General features: G+C 68.2%; 21 protein-coding genes, 1 tRNA gene and 3 pseudogenes. 21 read left to right on the top strand and 4 right to left on the bottom strand.

All coding sequences use genetic code 11. From position 1 onward, the window contains the following. The first annotated feature begins 50 nt into the window (after window positions 1–50). The 14 genes and pseudogenes from ACGFNK_RS01040 to ACGFNK_RS00975 form a co-directional block, all read left to right on the top strand. Window positions 51–269 (top strand): hypothetical protein, encoded by a 219-nt coding sequence (locus ACGFNK_RS01040; protein ID WP_393410649.1) that lies wholly within the window; start codon window positions 51–53, stop codon window positions 267–269. Beyond that, window positions 266–490 carry a hypothetical protein gene (locus ACGFNK_RS01035; RefSeq protein WP_393410647.1) on the top strand — a complete coding sequence of 75 codons (225 nt, stop codon included), beginning with the start codon at window positions 266–268 and terminating at the stop codon, window positions 488–490. The genes ACGFNK_RS01040 and ACGFNK_RS01035 overlap by 4 nt, the downstream gene beginning before the upstream one ends. Continuing rightward, window positions 487–1,170 carry a hypothetical protein gene (locus ACGFNK_RS01030; protein WP_393410645.1) on the top strand — a complete coding sequence of 228 codons (684 nt, stop codon included), beginning with the start codon at window positions 487–489 and terminating at the stop codon, window positions 1,168–1,170. Before ACGFNK_RS01035 ends, ACGFNK_RS01030 begins: the two co-directional genes overlap by 4 nt. Window positions 1,171–1,284: 114 nt before the next feature. Then, complete coding sequence (locus ACGFNK_RS01025; protein WP_393410643.1) at window positions 1,285–1,587, top strand: hypothetical protein; 303 nt, start codon at window positions 1,285–1,287, stop codon at window positions 1,585–1,587. 77 nt (window positions 1,588–1,664) lie between these two features. After that, window positions 1,665–2,066, top strand: a complete 402-nt coding sequence (locus ACGFNK_RS01020; protein ID WP_393410641.1) for a hypothetical protein — start codon at window positions 1,665–1,667, stop codon at window positions 2,064–2,066. A gap of 304 nt (window positions 2,067–2,370) precedes the next feature. Further along, entirely contained in the window at window positions 2,371–2,718 is a 348-nt protein-coding gene (locus tag ACGFNK_RS01015; protein WP_393410639.1) for a hypothetical protein, read from the top strand. A gap of 38 nt (window positions 2,719–2,756) precedes the next feature. Next, window positions 2,757–3,038: a hypothetical protein gene (locus ACGFNK_RS01010; RefSeq protein WP_393410637.1), complete on the top strand. Its 282-nt coding sequence runs from the start codon at window positions 2,757–2,759 to the stop codon at window positions 3,036–3,038. A 17-nt stretch (window positions 3,039–3,055) separates the two neighbouring features. After that, entirely contained in the window at window positions 3,056–3,655 is a 600-nt protein-coding gene (locus tag ACGFNK_RS01005) for a hypothetical protein (RefSeq protein WP_393410635.1), read from the top strand. A 67-nt stretch (window positions 3,656–3,722) separates the two neighbouring features. After that, window positions 3,723–4,781, top strand: coding sequence for an N-6 DNA methylase (locus ACGFNK_RS01000; RefSeq protein ID WP_393410633.1), 1,059 nt, complete (start codon window positions 3,723–3,725; stop codon window positions 4,779–4,781). Between the two features lie 316 nt (window positions 4,782–5,097). Then, on the top strand, window positions 5,098–5,286 hold the full coding sequence (locus ACGFNK_RS00995; protein ID WP_393410631.1) for a DUF4314 domain-containing protein: 189 nt from the start codon (window positions 5,098–5,100) through the stop codon (window positions 5,284–5,286). A 68-nt stretch (window positions 5,287–5,354) separates the two neighbouring features. After that, entirely contained in the window at window positions 5,355–6,170 is an 816-nt protein-coding gene (locus tag ACGFNK_RS00990; RefSeq protein ID WP_393410629.1) for a hypothetical protein, read from the top strand. Window positions 6,171–6,201: 31 nt separating this feature from the next. Continuing rightward, entirely contained in the window at window positions 6,202–6,762 is a 561-nt protein-coding gene (locus ACGFNK_RS00985; RefSeq protein ID WP_393410627.1) for a DUF6349 family protein, read from the top strand. A gap of 288 nt (window positions 6,763–7,050) precedes the next feature. Continuing rightward, window positions 7,051–7,130, top strand: a tRNA-Met gene (locus ACGFNK_RS00980). A gap of 295 nt (window positions 7,131–7,425) precedes the next feature. Further along, a pseudogene (locus tag ACGFNK_RS00975) lies at window positions 7,426–7,554 on the top strand (aminoglycoside phosphotransferase family protein); the annotation flags it as partial. Between the two features lie 337 nt (window positions 7,555–7,891). Here the strand turns inward: ACGFNK_RS00975 and ACGFNK_RS00970 are convergent. Further along, window positions 7,892–8,803, bottom strand: a complete 912-nt coding sequence (locus ACGFNK_RS00970) for a GNAT family N-acetyltransferase (RefSeq protein WP_393410625.1) — start codon at window positions 8,801–8,803, stop codon at window positions 7,892–7,894. 36 nt (window positions 8,804–8,839) lie between these two features. After that, entirely contained in the window at window positions 8,840–9,706 is an 867-nt protein-coding gene (locus ACGFNK_RS00965) for an esterase/lipase family protein (protein ID WP_393410623.1), read from the bottom strand. Between the two features lie 301 nt (window positions 9,707–10,007). Here ACGFNK_RS00965 and ACGFNK_RS00960 point away from each other — a divergent pair, with 301 nt between their 5' ends. Next, window positions 10,008–10,337 (top strand): hypothetical protein, encoded by a 330-nt coding sequence (locus ACGFNK_RS00960; RefSeq protein WP_393410621.1) that lies wholly within the window; start codon window positions 10,008–10,010, stop codon window positions 10,335–10,337. Window positions 10,338–10,508: 171 nt separating this feature from the next. On the opposite strand, the gene ACGFNK_RS00955 is transcribed toward ACGFNK_RS00960, so the two are convergent. Together ACGFNK_RS00955 and ACGFNK_RS00950 are read right to left on the bottom strand one after the other, a co-directional pair. Then, complete coding sequence (locus ACGFNK_RS00955) at window positions 10,509–10,700, bottom strand: cold-shock protein (RefSeq protein WP_393410619.1); 192 nt, start codon at window positions 10,698–10,700, stop codon at window positions 10,509–10,511. A 1,721-nt stretch (window positions 10,701–12,421) separates the two neighbouring features. After that, entirely contained in the window at window positions 12,422–12,709 is a 288-nt protein-coding gene (locus tag ACGFNK_RS00950) for a hypothetical protein (RefSeq protein ID WP_393410617.1), read from the bottom strand. Window positions 12,710–13,116: 407 nt separating this feature from the next. Here ACGFNK_RS00950 and ACGFNK_RS00945 point away from each other — a divergent pair, with 407 nt between their 5' ends. The 6 genes and pseudogenes from ACGFNK_RS00945 to ACGFNK_RS00920 form a co-directional block, all read left to right on the top strand. Then, on the top strand, window positions 13,117–13,638 hold the full coding sequence (locus ACGFNK_RS00945) for a YceI family protein (RefSeq protein ID WP_393410615.1): 522 nt from the start codon (window positions 13,117–13,119) through the stop codon (window positions 13,636–13,638). A gap of 266 nt (window positions 13,639–13,904) precedes the next feature. After that, window positions 13,905–14,339, top strand: a pseudogene (locus ACGFNK_RS00940) (MFS transporter); the annotation flags it as partial. Between the two features lie 270 nt (window positions 14,340–14,609). After that, window positions 14,610–14,903, top strand: a complete 294-nt coding sequence (locus ACGFNK_RS00935; RefSeq protein ID WP_393410613.1) for a hypothetical protein — start codon at window positions 14,610–14,612, stop codon at window positions 14,901–14,903. Window positions 14,904–15,936: 1,033 nt separating this feature from the next. Beyond that, window positions 15,937–16,128, top strand: a complete 192-nt coding sequence (locus ACGFNK_RS00930; protein ID WP_393410611.1) for a hypothetical protein — start codon at window positions 15,937–15,939, stop codon at window positions 16,126–16,128. A gap of 154 nt (window positions 16,129–16,282) precedes the next feature. Next, window positions 16,283–16,675, top strand: a complete 393-nt coding sequence (locus tag ACGFNK_RS00925; protein WP_393410609.1) for a DUF2267 domain-containing protein — start codon at window positions 16,283–16,285, stop codon at window positions 16,673–16,675. Between the two features lie 154 nt (window positions 16,676–16,829). Further along, a pseudogene (locus ACGFNK_RS00920) lies at window positions 16,830–16,931 on the top strand (hypothetical protein); the annotation flags it as partial. Window positions 16,932–17,925 lie beyond the last annotated feature (994 nt).

Genomic DNA, 17,925 nt, shown 5'->3' with positions numbered 1-17,925 from the left:
GCGCGGGCCGCTGTGCCACGTGCATTTTCCGGCCGGGCAACCTCATGCACTTGGAAGCTGGGCGAGTCGCCGGCATGATCGCCCGCGCCATCGCCGAGGAGGGGCACATCGTCTGCCACGACACGCTCGGCACTTCGGAACCGGCCATCTGCGCAGGCTTCGCCGCCCACCGGCGAGGCAGTGCCGCCTCCCTTGCTCTGCGACTGGCCCGAGCCGAAGTCCTCCAAACGGTCTGGGTCCCGGTCAAGAGGTCGGGGGTGAAGCCGTGACTGGACTGCTCGCCTTGCTCATCCTCATCGGATGGGCCGCGGGAGCCGTGGCCTTGGCAGACGCCTTCCGGCGTCTGCTCGCCGACGACCCGGCCCTGCGCCGCGCCTGCCAACTACGGTCGCGAGCCGTTGCCCTGTACCTGGCTGTGGTCATTGTCGCGTGGCCCGGGGCGGTCATCGCCAAGGCCCTGTCGGACCTGGTCAACCGGAGCCGCGCGTGACCCACATCCAGCCCGGACGCGTGTTCGTCGCCTGCAACCCGCGGGACAGCATCCGAATCCGCATCGAGCAGTACAAACCAGGGGACATGCGGGCCCTGGTCGCCGACGCCGCGACCGGCGGCAGGCGCCGCCTCATGCTCGTCTCGGGCCTGCACGCGTCGCCCACCACCAACGCCGGCGTCCGGCGTAGGAGCGGATACGCCCCGGAGGAAGGAGAAACGGGAGCGCCCGCAGCCAGTCCCCAGGTCCACGAACCGACCCAGGAGGAACCGGACTGGTTCGAGGGGATGCCCGGTCGCCGGTTCCGGGTCGCTCTGCCCCCGCGGCTGACGCTACTGAACGCCAACCAGCGACCGCACCACTACCGGCGCGCAGAGATCACCAGGGTCTTGCGGCGCGCTGCCTGGGCCGCCTCGCGCGGAGTTCCGCACCTGGAGCGGGTGCACATCGTCGGCGTCCTGCATCCCGACGACAGGCAGCGGAGAGACCCGGCCAACTGGTACCCCAGCTTCAAGGCGTGCATCGACGGGCTGGTGGACCAAGGCGTCCTGGACGACGACGACCACACACGAGTCGTCGGCCCGGACATGCGCATCGGCCACGTGGTCAAGGGCGCGAGACTCGTCCTCCACATCCGCGACCTCACGCCTGCGGATATAGCTGCTGGCCTGCGGAAATAAAGCCTGCCGGTGATCAAGAAAATTCACCGAAAATCTTGCCTCCCTTCCGAATGCATATAGAATAGAACTATCAGGAAGGGGGGAGGCCCCCTTCTTAAACCGTCAGGAGAGACCGTGAAAGACCCCTTCAGCCCCGAGGTCATCCGCCAGCGCCTGAGTACCGAACAGATCAGCCCCGCCCAGGCCGACCGGCTGGCCGAGGCGATCGCGGGATCCCTCCAGCGGACCTGCAAGGAGTGGTTCCCCGGCACCGACTACGACAACTGGCGGCAGATGCTCCCCGAACCGCTGCTCGACGTCCTGGTCCAACTCCTCACCTGGAACGAGGACGGTCAGATCGTCGCCGACCACCTGCCCACCGCCGCAGCCGCCTGCATCTTCCTGGACCTGCAGAACTCCGCCATCCCCGTCGGCTGACGCCGTCCACGGCCCCGCCCGACGGCCGGTGACCACCTCCCGGCCGCCGGGCGGACCTACCGTCAAGGAGCCCATACGTGAAAGTTCCAGACCCCTGCCCACCCGCGGATCAGCAAGTGTGCGCGGCCACTCGCCGCCTTGCGCTCGCGCTGCTCCGGCGTATCCGCGTGGAGGCGACCAAGATCGAGCCCCGCATCAGGACGCTCATCGCCACCCGCCATGATCCCGGCTACGCCCTATGGCGCGTGCACGACGCCGGCGGGCGCCTCCTTCTTCGGTATGACCTGCTCAAGCAGCCGGACCCTGCCTGGGACAAGCTCACCGTCGATCTGTCCCTCCTCGCCCGGCTCGCCGACCTGAGGACACATCCGCCCGGCTACTACTACGTCCACCCGCTGCCCGACCCGCGTGACATCGCCGTTCCTCTTCCCGCCAACCCCCGGGGCCTCCCCCCTCGCACGATTGGACGCCTTCAGTGATCGCCGCGACGCCCGCCCTGCTGGTCTCCCTGGACGGTGGAGTCGAAGAGCTGCTGCTCGACTCGCGCCACGCCGACCAAATGCGCTGACCTCGCCGACGAAGCGAAGGGCGCCGCCAAGCTGTTCGTCGACGACGCGATAGCCGTCAGCGCAGACGGCTTTCCCGACAGCGCCACCGTGCTCGTCATGGATATGTCCCAGGCCTGCCCCCCTGTACTCGCTCACGGCAGGGCCGAACCACACCCGGAATGCATATAGAAAAGAAGCATTCGGGCTGCCCTTCCATTCCCAACCGGAGGTACCCATGTCCGCCCGTCCCTCGATACCGGTCACCAACACGCCGGAACACCACTTCGGCGCCATGTTCCTGATCCTCCTCACCCGTGCGCCCGACGACGCGACGCTCGGCGCCGCCGTTCGCCTCGCCGAAAACGCTGCGATCGCCGCCTGGGCACTGCGCCCTGACGAGCTGGTGAACCTCACCGTCGAGCAATACCGGCAGCTCCTCGACTACACCGCCGCCCCCGAGGTCTTCGACCTGGCCCTGTTCCTGAGCGGCGACAGGAAGCAGATCCGAACCCTCATGGACTACATCGCCGGAGTAATGGCGGAAGTCCACGCCCGCTACCCCTCTCCGAACCCCCAGGCCTGACACGCCTGTTGACGCCCGCGACACCCCGAAGGAGAACCGTGACCAGTCCATCTGACCCGCAGTGGTGGGTCATCTACCACGAACCGACCCCCGTCGAGATGACGATCATCGCCGTCGAGCCCCCTCCCGACGCCGCCGCCCACGACAAACGGTGCGCCGAACTGGAGGCATCCGGCCAGCACGCCTACGTCATCTCCGCGCCCGGCCAAGAGGTCGCTGGAGACATTGCGGGCCGGGTCTGGGCCGAAGAACTCGTCACCAACCCGGCACGCCTGGCTACCGCAGACGCCTACCTCGCCGCCAACCGACCGCCCAACTAACCCTATTGGAGAACGACATGAACCCCGACACCTTGAAGGCCCTGTGTGCGAGCGTCGTGCGCCGCTTGAGCCTTCGCCTCACCACGGTCGAGGCTGCGCTACTGGTCACCCTTCACCACTTCAGCAGCGAATCCCGCAACCCCGCCGTGGCTTACATCGGACTTACGCCCGAGCAGTACGTCGTGCTCTCCATCTCGACCCCCCGCTTCGAGGCCACCCTCGCGAGCGCCGCCCTCAAGGCCGAAGGACGAGAGGCCGACGCCCGCCTGAACTGGGAGGCGTTCGTGCAGCGGGAGCAGGAAGCAGCCAGGCTTGCCCACGAGGCCATACCGAAGACGGCGCTCCTCGCCGACGCCGACGCCATCCACCGCATCGGTCGTCAGCTCGGTCTCTGCGGCGAACGCACGGACCAGCTCATCTCCGGCGTCGTACTCACCCTGGCTCTCGGATACCCCTACCGCCTTGCTGGTCAACGACACCTCAGCCTCACCGACCTGCTCGCCCAAGTCACCACCGAGGAACTGACCGAGCTGCTACGGCACGCCGCGTACGCGGCGGAAGGGCGCGGAGAAGAGGCCGCCGCCACCCTCCGGCGCATGCAGCGCGCAGCGCGCTGACTTTCACCCCGTGGCGGCCCGCGGGCCGCCACGGGGTGCCACGCCCGAACCGAATCCGGGAGACCGCATGAGCCAACTCGACCTGTTCGCCGACGCCGGCGAGCCCGAAGAGCATCCCAGCCCAGCTGCCCCCGCGGCACCGCCCCGCAGAATCCTCACCGATCTGCCGCCAGCGCCCCGACCCGTCACGATCGCCACCCAGCCCCGGCCCGTGCTCGCTGCGGGCAAGCGCACGCTGGGCCACTACCGCCCGTCGCAGGGCAACCCGCACGCCCACGCGTTCGAAATCGCAGAAGCCGTCAGCTACGCCTGGCACCACGCACATGGCGGAAGCGACATCAAGGTCCCTGTCGGCGTGGTCGCTACTCTCGCCCTGTGGCCCCTCCGTGGACCGGATGCCTACCTCGCCGCCGACTGGTGGCTCGGCCTCGACGACACCGACATGCTCACCGCGTTCCGCGAATGCTGGGCCCGCTGGTGGATCATGCGCCCAGACCTCATCGACCGGGCCACGCCGCTGCACAAGTGGGTTGACGACGAGAAGCCTGACGCGCGGCGAGCCGGTGCTGTGCGCGCCGTCGTTGAGGCCGCGCTCACCAACGGGCTCCTGCATCTGACCACCAGCGACGACGCCGAACTCCGTTCCACCACCGATCTGATGGGAGCCGTACTTTCCGTCATGCGCTCCGAGGGCGCTCACGACGCGCTCGCGGAGATACACACGCCGCCGGAGGTCGCCTACCTGATGGCCAGGATGCTGCTCGACGACATGCCGCTCAAGCCCGGCATGAAGTTCGACGAGCCCGCGGGCGGGACCGGCGGCATGTACCGCGCCGCCGCGCAGGTCATGCGCGAACGTGGCATCGATCCGCACCAGTTTGGATGGTCGCTGACGGACATCGACCCCCTCGCGGCGGCGGGAGCTGCCGTCAACGCGATCCTCTGGGACCTCGGCCCGCATGTGCTCATCGGGTGCGGTGACACCTTGCACGAGGGCAACGTGCCTGCCAGGACGGCCCGGGAGGCGCACGAGTCGCTGGAACGGCGCGACCGACTGCACTCGCAGGCCGTCTTCCTCGCGGCCATCCAGAAGACCGAAGCACTCATACGCCAAGTAGCGGCCTGAGCAGCGGAAATCCTTCGAATCCTCTCTTGGGAGATCTTGAACCCTCTCCTGAATGCATATAGAATAGAACCATCGAAGAGAGGGAGTCATGGAAGAGCCACCGTTCACCTTCCCGTACTGCCGCAGCCATGACATTCGGTGCCAGGAGCCCGGCTGCGGTGCTTGCGCCTGCGACCACTGCTTCGACTGCGGAGCCTGCCCCGCAGTGGCCTGCGACCACGACGCCTAGCAGGCGGCCAACGTCGGCCCCGTCATTCGCCGGGGCCGACCGGCAGCCCCACCACGACTCCCACAACAAATAACGACTGGAGCGCAGATGACCTACAAGCAGGGCGACCGCATCGCCCTCGTTCACACCACCGACTCGCACACCGAACTGAAACCCGGAGACGAAGGCGCCGTCCGCCGGTTCGACGCCGGCCTCTCCATCCTCTACGTCGACTGGGACAGCGGCTCCACCCTCTCGATGCTCCTCGACGACGGCGACGAGGTGCGCCCCGCGTAGCTACACCGGGCCCGCCTCAGCGGAGGCGGGCCCGCCGCTCCACCAGCAGACCTCTTGGAGAAACACGCATGCTCATCACCGACGCCGCAGTCCGAGAAACCGCGGCCAACCTCGCCCAAAGCCTCGGCGACGACTGGGTGATCGACCCCGAAGCGCCCGCCGACGGCGCAGCCCACCTCATCTACAGCGACGGACGAGGCGTCAGCTTCCGCCCCCTCTTCGGCGGAACCGCCGTCCAACTCTGGATCACCGGCAACGCCGCACCACTGCCCCCCAACGGCGCCACCCTGGCCGAACGAGCCGCCTACGAAGCGCAGATCGCCGCACGCCTCCCCGAAGGACACCGCTACAACAAATCGACCACCCTCGTCACCGAGGGCGACGAAGACCCCGAACACCTCATCCTGCGCACCCTCGAAGACGAGCTTCTCCCCGCCTTCGAATACAAACCCCGCTACGTCGGCCACCAGCCATGGATAGAGCTCTTCGACAACGCCCTCGCCGACGTCGCCGCCGAGCGAGACGCCCCGCCAACCTCGGCCAACACCAACGAAGACTCCGGTCCCGAGCATGCCGAGAGCACCGTCGCCGACCAGGAGGCGGAGCACGAGCCTGCCCCAGAGGTCGACGAAAACCGCCAGCCGGAAGACGTCGCTGGCGAGGAGGCCCCGCACGAGGCAACCACGCCCGACGCGGAACCCGAAGTGACGCAGCCCCTGAGTCCCGAGGCCGAGGCCGAACCCGAGTCGCCTCCGGAGCCGAGCTCCGCCGACGAGATCAGCGGCGAAGCGGACGACCAACCTGCAGTCAAAACCAGCCCCACCAAGAAACGGCGCCCCCGCAGCCGCACGACGAAGCACGTCCCGAAGGCCAGCACCCCCTGACCCCGTACGACTCGACCAGGGAGCGCGGTCCATGCCGCGCTCCCTCCGGAGCCCCATGAACAACAAGACCGGAGCCATCGCCCGCCAGCGCCACTTCACCGCTCTCCGGAACGCGGACGGAGAAGTCCTCCGCCGGACCTGGTCCATCGAATATGGAGACCCCGGATTCACCACCCAGTTCGGTACGCCTCCAGATCCCAGCCCTCACCACGCGGCAACGTCCATGTTCAAAGCCGTCGCTGACGCCCGGTGGATACACCGTGGCGCCTGCCTGGCCTGCCCCTGGGAAGGCCCCGACCGGCCCCGGCGTGACGCCGCGATCGAAGACGCCCACGACCACACCCACCCCAAATGGCGCACCCTGCCGATCATCGATCCAGCGCGAAGCGGTAGAGGCTCCAAAACCTGGTTGCTCCACCTGACTGCGACCTATCCCGAGGGATGGTTCGACGTCGGCGGACCGCTTCGCCTCTACGCCACCCCACCCTTCGATCGCCACGAAGCCGGCAGAGCCCCCGGCGGCGGGTTCATCCTCCACACCGCGCGCCCGAAGTGGGCTCGCATGGATGCCGTACAGCTCAACCTGGTGTAGTGCGCCGTTGATCGATAGTCTGTTTGCAGACGTCCGGCCTGCGACAACGGCCAAAGAGGCTCCGCCCCGAGTAGAGGGGCGGAGCCTCTGCGCGTTGGAAGGGGAATCCGCTGCGCGTAGGTTCGACCCGTCTGCTGAGCTGGAGCGACATCCAGGATTCCGTGTCGAGCAGGTCTCTCTGGGGGTGGCAGGGACCATGCAGGGACCACAAGGACAGGAAACAACTGACAAGGACCGTGCAGGGCGGACAGAGATGCACGCGCCTGACCTGCGAAAACGCCTTGGATCGTCGGAGATTGGCAAGGACCGCCAAGATTCCCAATGGACTCATAATCCGTCGGCCGTGGGTTCGAGTCCCACCCGCCCCACTAGAAGTGGGCCATGACCTGCGGAAACGTTCCTCGTGAGGTGTCGGAGCGTCAACTCTGGCTCATCGGACAAAATCCGCTGCTCACTTCCATGAAGCATCGTGTGCTCCCGCTCTGCTTGGGTAGACGCCAACGCTCTGACCTGCGACTCTGTAATTGATCAAGTTGGTCGTTGCTCGGGCCTGGCTGTCCTGGGGGCAGCGGCGAAGGTTGTTGGGGACGTATTGGGGACGCGGGGATCGGGTCGGGGCGGGCAGCAGCGTTGGGTGGGTCTGCCGGGCCGGTTCCCCAATCTGCCCTCTCAGAAGAAGTGCAGTTGGTGGCGCAGCCATGGCGGGAGGCAGGGAGGGCAGAGCTGACGACGCGAGCCGTGGAGGAGCGGCTGGATGCCTATATCACCGCCCTGATGGACGCGCTGGGCTGAGCCAAGGCGGTCCGGGGCGCGGGGCCGGCGGCGAGCGCCGGGCCCGGCTTCCACGTCCGGTACCTTTCCGAGGCTGCCGGGGGCGGGGTCGAAGCCCCGCCCCCCGTCGTGAGGCAGGGTCGCGGATCTGCTCGGGCCGGAGCCCTGGCCCGGCTACGACCGCCTGAACGAGGACGAGATCATCAAGCGGCTCGGTGACGGTGAATCGGGCCTGATCCGGCGGGTGCTGGACTACGAGCGTCGCCATCAGGCACGCTCCGCCATCCTCGCGGCCGCCGAACCAGCCCACGCCTGACCCGCCCGGGTCGGCGGGGCCACCCCTGGTGCCGCGCCCTGTTCAGGGCTGCCGTCGTACCCCGGGCTCACGCGGCAGGCCGCGGGGGCTCGGGGTACGACGGTGCTGGTACGTCCACAGCTGATCCACGAGTGTGAAGCCGAGGGACTCGAAGAGCCGACGGGCGGCCTGGCTGTCGGGGTGCGGGGCGTCGTTGACGACGAGGGCGACCTCGGTGGCGCCTTGCTCGGCCAGCAGGGCCAGGGCCTGGCTGAGCAGCTTGCGGCCCAGGCCACGGCGGCGGCAGGTGGGCAGGGTCTCGATCCAGTAAACGGTCGCGGTACGGCCGGGCCCTGGGCTGACCACGGCTTCCGCGACCGGCTCGGCGGACTCGCGGATGATCAGTCGGTGGCCCGTGGGGAAGTCGCAGGGGAAGACGTCGGCGACCAGCTTGGCGGGCGAGGGCTCGGCAGGCAGTGCGCAGTGCAGGTAGCAGCCCTGGCAGCGGCCGGTGAAGCCGCTCTGCAGCAGGGCGTCGTGGGTGGCGCCGCGGTGGGTGCAGGGCAGCCCGCCCGGCCCCAGCGGACCTGGCGGAGCGCCGACAAATGCCTCGATCTGCGGGCAGTGGGCGAGTGCGCCGAGAGCGTGGCCGATCAAGGCACGCAGGGCAGGGGGGTCCTCGTGGGCATAAACCCAGCAGATCACCCCGGTGTGCACATCGGTCCAGGACAGGTACGCGATGATGCCGTGGGGGCAGTCCTCGGCATCGGCCAGGACGCTGATCTGCGGCCGAGCCGGTACTGCCCAGTGGGCTGGGCTGGCAGGGCCGCGCCGCGCGGCAGCCAGCCTCTCCGGGGTGCAGTGCGGCTGTCCCGGCAGCCGGTCGGCATCAATCAGTTCTCGCGCCCCCGGTTCATCCTCGGGGCGATACGGGCGCACCGTCGACCCGCTCTCGGGGCTGAATGAAAAGGCCATGCTGTCCGTCCGCACACGTGCTGACTTTCTTATCAGTTATCTGTCAGCGTCCTCCGCTTCGCCCTTACTGTCACGAGGGACGACGGCTGTGCCGTTGATGACGGGCCCGCCGCGCTGCGCGGAGGTGCCGTACAGGGAGCATGCGGGGAAAGCGGCCTGCTGGGCTGCGGTCAGCAGGGCGCGCACCTGGTCGATGACCGGCTTGTGCAGGGGCAGCGTCAGGTGGCCGACGCGGGGCACGAGCACGTTGCGAGCCTTGAGGTCGGGATGGTCGATACGGCCCCTGGCAGCGGGGATGACGGCCTCGTCCAGGTCGCTGTAGAAGGCGACGAACCGGGTGCGGCATCCCGCGGCCGGCTCGGCGAGCTCGGTCAGCAGCTCGCTTCCCGGCTGGAGCTGGCGCAGCAGCGGATGGGGCGGGGCCAGCAGAGCCGTTACGGTCCCGCCGTGGGGCGTCGCCAGCGTGAGTACCAGCGGCACGTACGCGTCCCCGCCGAGCCGCTGCACGTAGTAGCGGGCGACCAGTCCGCCCAGGCTGTACCCGATCACGACCGCGGGCCTCCCGCTGCGGGCACACGCCGACTCCACCTGGTCGCCCAGAGCCCGGGCTGCCGTGCGGATGTCGAACCCGTTCAAGGCGACCGGGATGAAGGGGCCCACGCCGCAGCCGCGCAGTCCGCGCTGCAGCGGCGAGACGACCGATGCCCCGTCGGCCAGTCCGTGCACCAACAGCACCGGGATCCCCGAATCGGCTGGCGGCGGTGCACTCGGGCCTGACGACCGCCAGGGTATGGCGCGACCGAACCGCCCGGTCAGCTGCCCGACGCCCTCCGCGGCCATCTCGAGCGGGAGCCGGGCCAGGCGTACCGCCGCCCTGCCTGCCTCGACACCGACACCGCGCACCGGTGACAGCCCCGGCACCGACAGCTGCGGCCCGATAGGAATGCCCGTAACCGTTCACCTTCCCTGGATGAACCCGCACTCGTCCTGCCCATCGGGGCATATTGGACATATCGGCGTCCTTGAGTCAAGCCCGATGCGGGAAGCCAGGTCAGCATGGTCCCGTGTGCTTTTGCCTCCTGCGGGAGTTCCCTCGTCCCACCACGTCGGCGCGGCCCGGAACCGCGCCAGGATCCTCACAGCGCCGGGATCACCGCGAAGGCACAGGCGGTGCTTTGGACCTACGGTGGTCGAAGAGGTGTCGGTGAGCCGAGCCGAGGTTGCGGAGGAGGCTGCGTTGGAGGAGCACTTCGTCTGGGTGACGACGCGCCGCCTTCGGCCGGGCACCTTGGAGGAGTTCGAGAGGGCATGGCGCCCGGTGCCCTACCCGAAGGGGCTGCGCCGCGCCTTCGCGTATTGGTCCGAGGACGGGCAGGAGATCACCGGGGTGTCGTTCTGGGTCTCCAAGGAAGCATGCGACTCCTGGCGGGCCTCCGAGCCGGAGGCGCAGCGGCGTGCGGCCATGGCCCCGTACGTCGTCGAGGAGCGGGAAGGCTTCTACCGCGGCCGTGAACTCGCCATCCCCCAGCGGTAGCCCGTGGGCGAGCGGAGGCGGTCCCAATCCCGCCGCGGCCCTGGTGCGCGTCTCCTCGCACGGCGGCCCCCCAGTCGTTCGCTGCCCCAGCAGCACCGGTACCACCAGCCGACGTGATCCGTGCGCTGCCCTGTCCCAGCAGTTGGTGGGAGAGTGCCACGAAGGAGAGCTCTACCTGCGGTAGACCTGCTCCGCCTGCGGCCCTTTGGCCCCCTGGGTGACCTCATATTCGACCTTGTCACCCTCCTGCAGTTCCTTGAAACCGGCGCCCTGGATGGCGGAGTAGTGGATGAACACGTCCGGGCCACCATCGTCCGGCTGGATGAAGCCGAACCCCTTGTCGACGTTGAACCTCAGTCCCATCCCTTGTTCCGCACCGCGATGTCGCCGCGCCCCGCAGCCCGTCGCGGCTACGGTTCCCGACCTTGCCACTCGCAGTCGCCTCTCGTCGGTGGCCGCACCGCCCATGTCGCCAGGACAGCCTGTCCCTCAGCACGTCAGGCCGCGCGGAGGCTGCCACCCTCTGCGCGCGGTCTGGCCGCCACGCGGCAGAAGGACTGCCAGTTCACCTGCAGCTCCTCGGGGCCGAGGCCGCGGCACCGGCCGTTGGTGGCGAAACGGCGCGTAGTCAGCTGGCTGACGCAAGTTGGGCCTGGAAGAAGAGGAGGAGTACGCCGACGACATCATCGGGTCTGCTGGCCTGTCAGGGGCGAGCGGGGCTGGACAAGATCACCCCAAGAGGTGAGGTCCGTCGGTGGTCCCGACAGGTGGCTGGGCTCGCATCACTCGGACAGCCATCGCTCCAGGCAGGGGGCAGGTATCCGCACGCGGTCGGCAGCACGTCCGTGTGATCGTGTCACCGGTGTACAGCTGGTCCGGAAGCCACTGTTCGTCTCCGGGGTGTTGCGGCGCCGCGAGAGGGCGAAGGACGCGGAGCGAGGCGTGCTGTGGCATGGGAACACGGTCTGCCGTCGGCGCCTCGATTGCCCGGTCGGCTATGAGCTCGTGGGCGGCGCGGCGGACCGTCCAAGACGGAAGGGGGGATGACGTCACGTCACACTGCCCCATACTCACGGCGGCCCCGAGCCGTCGGAGCAAAGCCCAGGTTCGCATCAACGTGACGGCGGGGCCTGGGCCACAGCCGGGAGGTCCCCGCCGTCGGGTCTCCCTGCCGTCTGACCGGTGACCGGGCGGTCGTCCACGCCGTCAAGGTCCAGACCGTGCATCATCGCCGCATGCGAGCGCAGGGAAGAGATCGCCTCCACGAGTTGTTCACGCAACAACTGACAGACACTGGGCGCGCATCCCGCCGCAGCCGCGCCCGGCCTTTCCGCACCGCTCATGCTCACCTCAACCGGGCGTCTCCAACCGGCCACTCTCAACGACTCAGGTCCCAGGCGAGCTGGCCAGTAACGGCCAGCACCACAGCGGCGACAACCGTTACCGCTGAGCAGATGACCATCACAGTCCGGCCCGACCCGCCTTTGTGACGGACGACGACGTCCTGGTTATCCCGCTCGGACGGCTGGAGCCCGTATGCCCCGGGCAGAGCCGTATCCGGCACGGCATCGTCATCACGCGCTTCCACACCCCGCCCAACGCGCGATCAAGGCCCACGACAACAGGACCATCGCCGTCTTCACACCTTTGGCCCACGCACATCGGCCCTTCGCGGCCCACAAGGCCATGGGTTCAAGAGCTTTTAACAGCAGGTATTCAGCCAACAGGGGGAGCGCGCTCCCTTCGCCGTCGTCCCTGACGGCGGTGACGGCCACTTCAGCGGCACCGGGGCTACACCACGCCCGGGTCGGACAGGGGGTCGGCCACCGTGCAGAAGTCGGCGAGCGGTGAGCGCAACGGGCGGCTCGCCACCGAACGCACCGAAGAAGCCCGTGGCCGACGTTCGCTCGCAGCGGATGTGGACCCGGTGTGCTGACGGTTCCCGCACGCGGCCGCCGCGTGCAGGCGGCGCGGGCGAACGAAAAACGCGGCCGGAGGAGAATGTCGGAACTCACGCATTCTCCTCCGGCCATCGTCCGTCGATGTCCGTGATAGTGATCGACTTGCCGGGGGTTCGGCCGCCCTTACTCACCCTGGGACGACTCCTCACCCTCGGCCGTCGGTGCCTCTGCTTCCTCCGTCCCCGCTTCGGCCTCCGGTTGTTCGCCTTCGGTGGGGGTGGCCTCGGGTTCCGTGGTCTCGCTGGTCGCGGGGGCTTCCGGCTCTGTGGCCTCCGCCGCTTCGGCTTCCGGTTGTTCGCCTTCGGTGGGGGTGGCCTCGGGTTCCGTGGCCTCCGCCGCTTCGGCTTCCGGCTGCTCGCCTTCGGTCGGAGTCGCCTCGGGTTCCTGGGGTGCTTGTTCGGTGTCGTTCATGAGTTCACCTCCTTCCCGCGGTGCGCAGTGAAAGAGTCTGGCGTCGGACGCCCGGGAGCCAGCGAGGATCCCGAAGCGCATATCTATGCGCGCTTTATGCCTTTTGTCCTATTCCTCGAGAGTGAGGATGTCAACAGGCCCTGGTGCGAGAGGGCCGGGCGGCGCGAACACCAGGCGCCCTGGTGTGGAGGTGCCCATGTGGGTGCGGGCGCCATGACCACGCCCTGGACTCCGGCTCCACTGCAGCATCATCTCGGCGCAGGGACGCAGGACACGGCGCAGAGGCCCCGGCGGGGGACACGCCGACCGGGCTGCCTCGACGGCCCGGCCCGCATCCGCCCCCTACCCTCGGCGCTGTGACGCTGACAGACGGAACGTACCGGCTCGGGCCGTCGACCGGCCGCCTCTTGATCAAGACCGGCCGCGCGGGGCTGGGCCGCAGGGCGGGGCACGACCTCACGATCGAGGCCACCCGATGGTCAGGAGAGGCGGTGGTGGTCGTTGGCGACCCGGACAGGTCGTCGGTGAGTGTGACGGTCGAGACGGGCTCGTTGGAGGTCCGCGAGGGAACGGGCGGGCTGAAGGCGCTCACCGATGCCGACCGGGCCGAGATCAAACAGACGCTGGAAGGCAAGGCCCTCCTGCACACCGCAGAGCACCCTCTGATCACCTTCCGTTCCACCCGCATCACGGGAACGCCGCAGTCCTTCGAGATCACCGGGGAGCTCGCCATCAAGGGCCGGACTCACCCGGTGACGGTGCAAGGGAAGGGAAACGGCGACAGCCTGTTGCGCGGCTGGGCGACCGTCACGCAATCCACCTGGGGAATCAAGCCCTACACCGCGTTCCTGGGTGCGTTGCGGCTGGCCGACGAGGTCCGGGTGGAGTTCGACGCGGCCGGGCTCGAGCCGGCAGAAGGGCCTGGGTAGCCGCTGCGGGCAGGCCAGCGCGAGGGCCCCGGCGGCCGGTTAAGATCCGTGCGCTTTTCGTCAGCGGACCGATCATGATCGTCGCACTGTCCGATCCTCAGTCACCCCCCGCCGTCGTCGGCCAATGCGGGGTCCTCAAGAGACCACCTGACCCGCTGTCACCTCCCACCGAATCTCGGGGTGGCCTCTGTGTCTTGTCAAGTCGCCTGAGAGGGTGGGGCTTTACCCTGAATCTTGGACACGGCTTATGCGGCTATTGACATAGCGTGGCGTGTCTGGCCGGGGTGAGCATCACCGGGGCGTTGCTGGACCGCTTTCCGCATTCCGCGCTGACCGCTGCCGTCGCCACGCAGGCGGTGGGCATGCTCGGCCTGTACGCGGCGGGCACCGATCCGGTGGCAGCGGTGGTGTTCCTGGTGCTGATGGGCGGTGCACTCGAGCCGGTATTCATGACCACCCAGAACGCGATGCTGCATTGCGCACCAGGCCGCACGGATATCGCACTCGTGGCGAACTCCAGTGCTTACAACGCTCGTATCGCGGCGGGCGCCGCGCTCGGGGGACTGGTCCTGCCGCTCGCCAACGTGCGGGACACCTTCCTCGCCGGCGGGCTGCTGACCGTCGGGGCCTGCGCGGTGCTGCTCGGCGGGCGGCTGTTGCCTCGGGGGCCGCTTCGCGCCCTGCCGCCAGCTCTCGGTTGACCGCCTGCGTTGACGAGACTGACCTTACGTCCCTTAGCCAGTCACACTCATCTGACCTGGGCAGATAGGCGCAGCGTCTAGATAACGCTGCCGACCAAGCCGAACCGGATCATCCCGGACCACATGGCCTTCATGCATCCACCGTCATCCCACAGCACGTGGTGCGCATCCCAGTCGCGGCCACCCCTGGCGAGTTGCCCGCGTCACGAGGAAGTCCCCCGTGTCCTCCAGCTCGATGCCGTGTGCTCCTTGAGTGGAAGGATCGGTGCCATGGGCGCCGAGAAGGGCTGGGTGTACCGGGTCGACGAGCCGCACGGCTCGCAGGGCTGGCGCCGCTACGGCGGCCATCCCGAGCGGTGGCGGGGGACCATCATCACCGACGATCCCAAAGAGGCCGCCGAGTACGTCGCCGCCCTCGTCGTCACTGACCTGGTGACTGAGTGGGAGGTGCGCGGCACCGGGCAGAGGCACGTGCGCGTGATCGTCTGGAAGGACGAGGAAGGCGGCGGCCCCGAGGACGCGGCCTTCACCGTGGAGATCCAGCCCGACATCGATGCAGAGTGACCGATCCGGCCGCGGGGGACGGGCTTGGTGCTCTTTGGTTCCGCTCGGTTCCGTGGAGAGCAGGCGTGGCGAAGCCTTCGCACCGCGGTCAGGCGCGCGCGAAGGCTCCGAGGGCAAAAACAGTCCCCGGTAGTGCTGCGCGTGTCCTGAAGCTTCAGTCGTCACTGTTGCCTCGGTGTCGCGCCGGCTTGCCGGGGGCCTGAACCACATCCTGTCCAAGTCACTCCGCCGACTAGACGTCCTCGCCGACTTTGTGACTCTTTCGGTGTTGTGGTCTAGTAACCACTTTGCGCATGATATGTCATGAGTCAAGAGGGCTTGGGTAAATTTTTCAGCACGACCGGGTGTGTCCCCAGCGGCCCGTTCCTCGCTCGCCCGACAGGCGGAGCGTTGCGCCCGTATCGGGAGGTCAGCCCCTGGTGGAGGGAGCATGGGCCGGGTCATGTCCCCGTAGTGGTGTAACCGTGTCGGGTTGATCTTCAGCTGGATAGATCTTTCGGCCCAGGTGCGGCGGCCGGACGTGATGGCGGGCCCGCCGATGCCGTACGGCTTCACGGTGCGGCTGTAGGTGTAGCCGATCGCGAACCAGATGCCGGTGGTCTTCGTGGTCCAGGTGCCGGTCGTCCACCGGCCGAAGTTGATAAACCCGGCAGTCTCGCGCCTCCACGACCGTGCGCACGCCGTCCGGGGCGAGCCGGTACACGCGCCCGTTGGCGTAGCAGACCTCGATCTCGTCGGGGAGCTGCGGGCGGCGGACCTTCCACCCGGCCTCGTACGCCTCGCACCGACCGGCTGCTGCGGGATCGGCGGCCGAGCGAACGGCGCCCAGTCAAATCTACAGATGAAGAGAGTGGTTTCTCGGGTACTTCGGGACCGTGTCCGCGATGGGCAGCGGGGCGTTCAGCTTCGTCCTATCCAAGGAGGATCCGATGGCTCAGCGGATTCGAGAGGTCATGACGAGCAACCCTCTCACCGCTGCGCCGCAGACCCCGGTGGCCGCAGACCCCGGTGGCTGAACGATCAGCTGCGCGGTGTGGTCACCGACCGAGACCTCGTCGTGCGGGTGCTCGCCGAGGGCGACGATGTCCGCCGAATGCCCATCGAGGAGATATGCAGTGCCGATGTGGTCGCAGTCTCACCCGATGACGAGGTCGACCGGGCAGTTGAGCTGATGCGGGAGCGAGCGGTGCGCCGACTGCGGTCGTCGAGGGGAACCGGCCGGTAGGCATCGTTTCGGTGACCTGGGTGTCGAACGCTGGCCTGACTCGCCGATGGGTCGCGCCGCCGAACCCAACCGGTGAGCGCCCGGCGAGCCGGGCGGCTTCGGACGGACGGCGCCGCTCCAGGAGCATTGCCGAGGAGGCGGAGGAGGGCGAACGGTGAGGTACGACGAGTTTCTGGGCCGTGTGCGTGAGCGCGGTGAGTACCACAGCCAGGACGAGGCTGTCGAGATCACCATGGCCGTTCTACAGGTTCTCGCCCAGCGGATCACCCTCGGCGAGAGCAAGGACCTGGCTGCCCAGCTGCCGGGGCCTCTAGGTGAGGTCGTGGCCGCCGCCGGCGCTCGCGTCACGGAATCCTTCGGTATCGAGGAGTTCTACCGGCGGGTGGCCGAACGCATCGGAGCCAGGCCCCGTACGGCCCTGTGGGACGCCAGCGCCGTCCTGACCACCGTCGCCGATGCCGTTTCTCCCGGCGAGCTCAACGACGTCATCAGTCAGCTGCCGTCCGGCTACGCCGTCCTGTTCGGCAAAGCCGACCTGAGCGGTTGACAGGCCGGTCATGTGTCCGATGATTCCCGGGGCACGCGAAGAGGTGTCGGAGCGTCCAGTGAACCGCGTGCTGACCATGCACGACTGCAAGATCGCTCCCTCCACCTCGGAACCTGGTGGCTCCGCGTGAAGTCGATGTAGGCCGAGGGGATGGTTCGACGCCGGCGGACCTCTCCGGCTGTACGCGAAACCGTCCTTCGCCCGGCACGAGCCTGGAGCCGCCCCCCGGCGGCGGAGACGCAGCCGGATAAGCTGACGGAACAACGTCTGGCCTGCAACAACAGCCATAGAGGCTCTGCCCCGACACCAGGGGCGGAGCCTCTATGCGTTGGAAGGGGAATCCGCTGCGGGTGGGTTCGAGATCCCCCTCCGAGCTGGCGCGATCGCCTGGTAGCCCAGTGCCATTTTTGCTGTGCGACGGATTTGGGGACGCATTGGGGACACAAGGATAGGAACAGACCGACAAAGGCAGGGGATCGCCGACACAGTCCACCCCCTCTGACCTGCAAGAGCGCCATGGATCAGCGTAGAAACGCAAGGACTGCCAAGATCCCGAATAGACTCATAATCCGTCGGCCGTGGGTTCGAGTCCCACCCGCCCCACTAGAAGTGGGCCATGACCTGCGGAAACGCACTCATTGAGAGTGGAAACGCCAACTCGGGCTGAACGGAGTGAAATCCGCTGCGCACGTTGTTGGAACGGCGTGCACTCCGCGCCGCTCGGACGGACCACGACCTCTCTGACCTGCGGCGGAGTGGGTAGTCAAGGTTGTCACTGGCTTCCGGGACGGCTGCCTTCGAGCTCGGAACGAAGGCCGAGGGACCGGACAGGGACCAAGACGGCACTGACTGGGCCCTGGGGCCGATCGTTTCTCATTCGCCTGCTGTGGGGGCATGGGGCTGCCATCCGCGGGGCGGCCGGTCGGGCAGCGGAGGCCGACACGTGTGGTGCGCCGGCAGGGGTAGGACGACGCTGGCTGCTGCCTGTGCTGTGGACGGACCGTTCCCTTCGCGCCGCTCGGTCCTCGATGTCGGCCAGGGGGTTGGCGGCCTGCGTGCCCATATCGGGCGTTGGGTTGAGTGGCAGCGGGCGGAACATGCGGCTTGCTGCTCAGTCGGGCGTTGGTAGGAAACTCGGACGCGGTCCGCGCCGCGTGGTCTCCGCGCTTTTGTCGGCCCAGTTGCCTGTGGACGGCGGCGAGTTCCTCGGCGGGCGACACCGGCGGTCGGTGAGGGATGTCGGTGAGGAA

The sequence above is a fragment of the Streptomyces sp. NPDC048825 genome (genome assembly GCF_043198355.1).
In the GTDB taxonomy this organism is placed as follows: domain Bacteria; phylum Actinomycetota; class Actinomycetes; order Streptomycetales; family Streptomycetaceae; genus Streptomyces; species Streptomyces xiangluensis.
The sequence above is the reverse complement of the archived record's forward strand: the minus strand, read 5'-3'. Positions and strand labels throughout refer to the sequence as shown.

What these genes read in the sequence shown, in the direction of transcription:
- ACGFNK_RS00990 (WP_393410629.1), top strand. Translation starts at nt 5,355, where the DNA reads ATGCTCATCACCGACGCCGCAGTCCGAGAAACCGCGGCCAACCTCGCC.
- ACGFNK_RS00985 (WP_393410627.1), top strand. Translation starts at nt 6,202, where the DNA reads ATGCCGCGCTCCCTCCGGAGCCCCATGAACAACAAGACCGGAGCCATC.
- ACGFNK_RS00935 (WP_393410613.1), top strand. Translation starts at nt 14,610, where the DNA reads ATGGGCGCCGAGAAGGGCTGGGTGTACCGGGTCGACGAGCCGCACGGC.
- ACGFNK_RS01005 (WP_393410635.1), top strand. Translation starts at nt 3,056, where the DNA reads ATGAACCCCGACACCTTGAAGGCCCTGTGTGCGAGCGTCGTGCGCCGC.
- ACGFNK_RS00950 (WP_393410617.1), bottom strand. Translation starts at nt 12,709, where the DNA reads ATGAACGACACCGAACAAGCACCCCAGGAACCCGAGGCGACTCCGACC.
- ACGFNK_RS00970 (WP_393410625.1), bottom strand. Translation starts at nt 8,803, where the DNA reads ATGGCCTTTTCATTCAGCCCCGAGAGCGGGTCGACGGTGCGCCCGTAT.
- ACGFNK_RS00955 (WP_393410619.1), bottom strand. Translation starts at nt 10,700, where the DNA reads ATGGGACTGAGGTTCAACGTCGACAAGGGGTTCGGCTTCATCCAGCCG.
- ACGFNK_RS01015 (WP_393410639.1), top strand. Translation starts at nt 2,371, where the DNA reads ATGTCCGCCCGTCCCTCGATACCGGTCACCAACACGCCGGAACACCAC.
- ACGFNK_RS01000 (WP_393410633.1), top strand. Translation starts at nt 3,723, where the DNA reads ATGAGCCAACTCGACCTGTTCGCCGACGCCGGCGAGCCCGAAGAGCAT.
- ACGFNK_RS00995 (WP_393410631.1), top strand. Translation starts at nt 5,098, where the DNA reads ATGACCTACAAGCAGGGCGACCGCATCGCCCTCGTTCACACCACCGAC.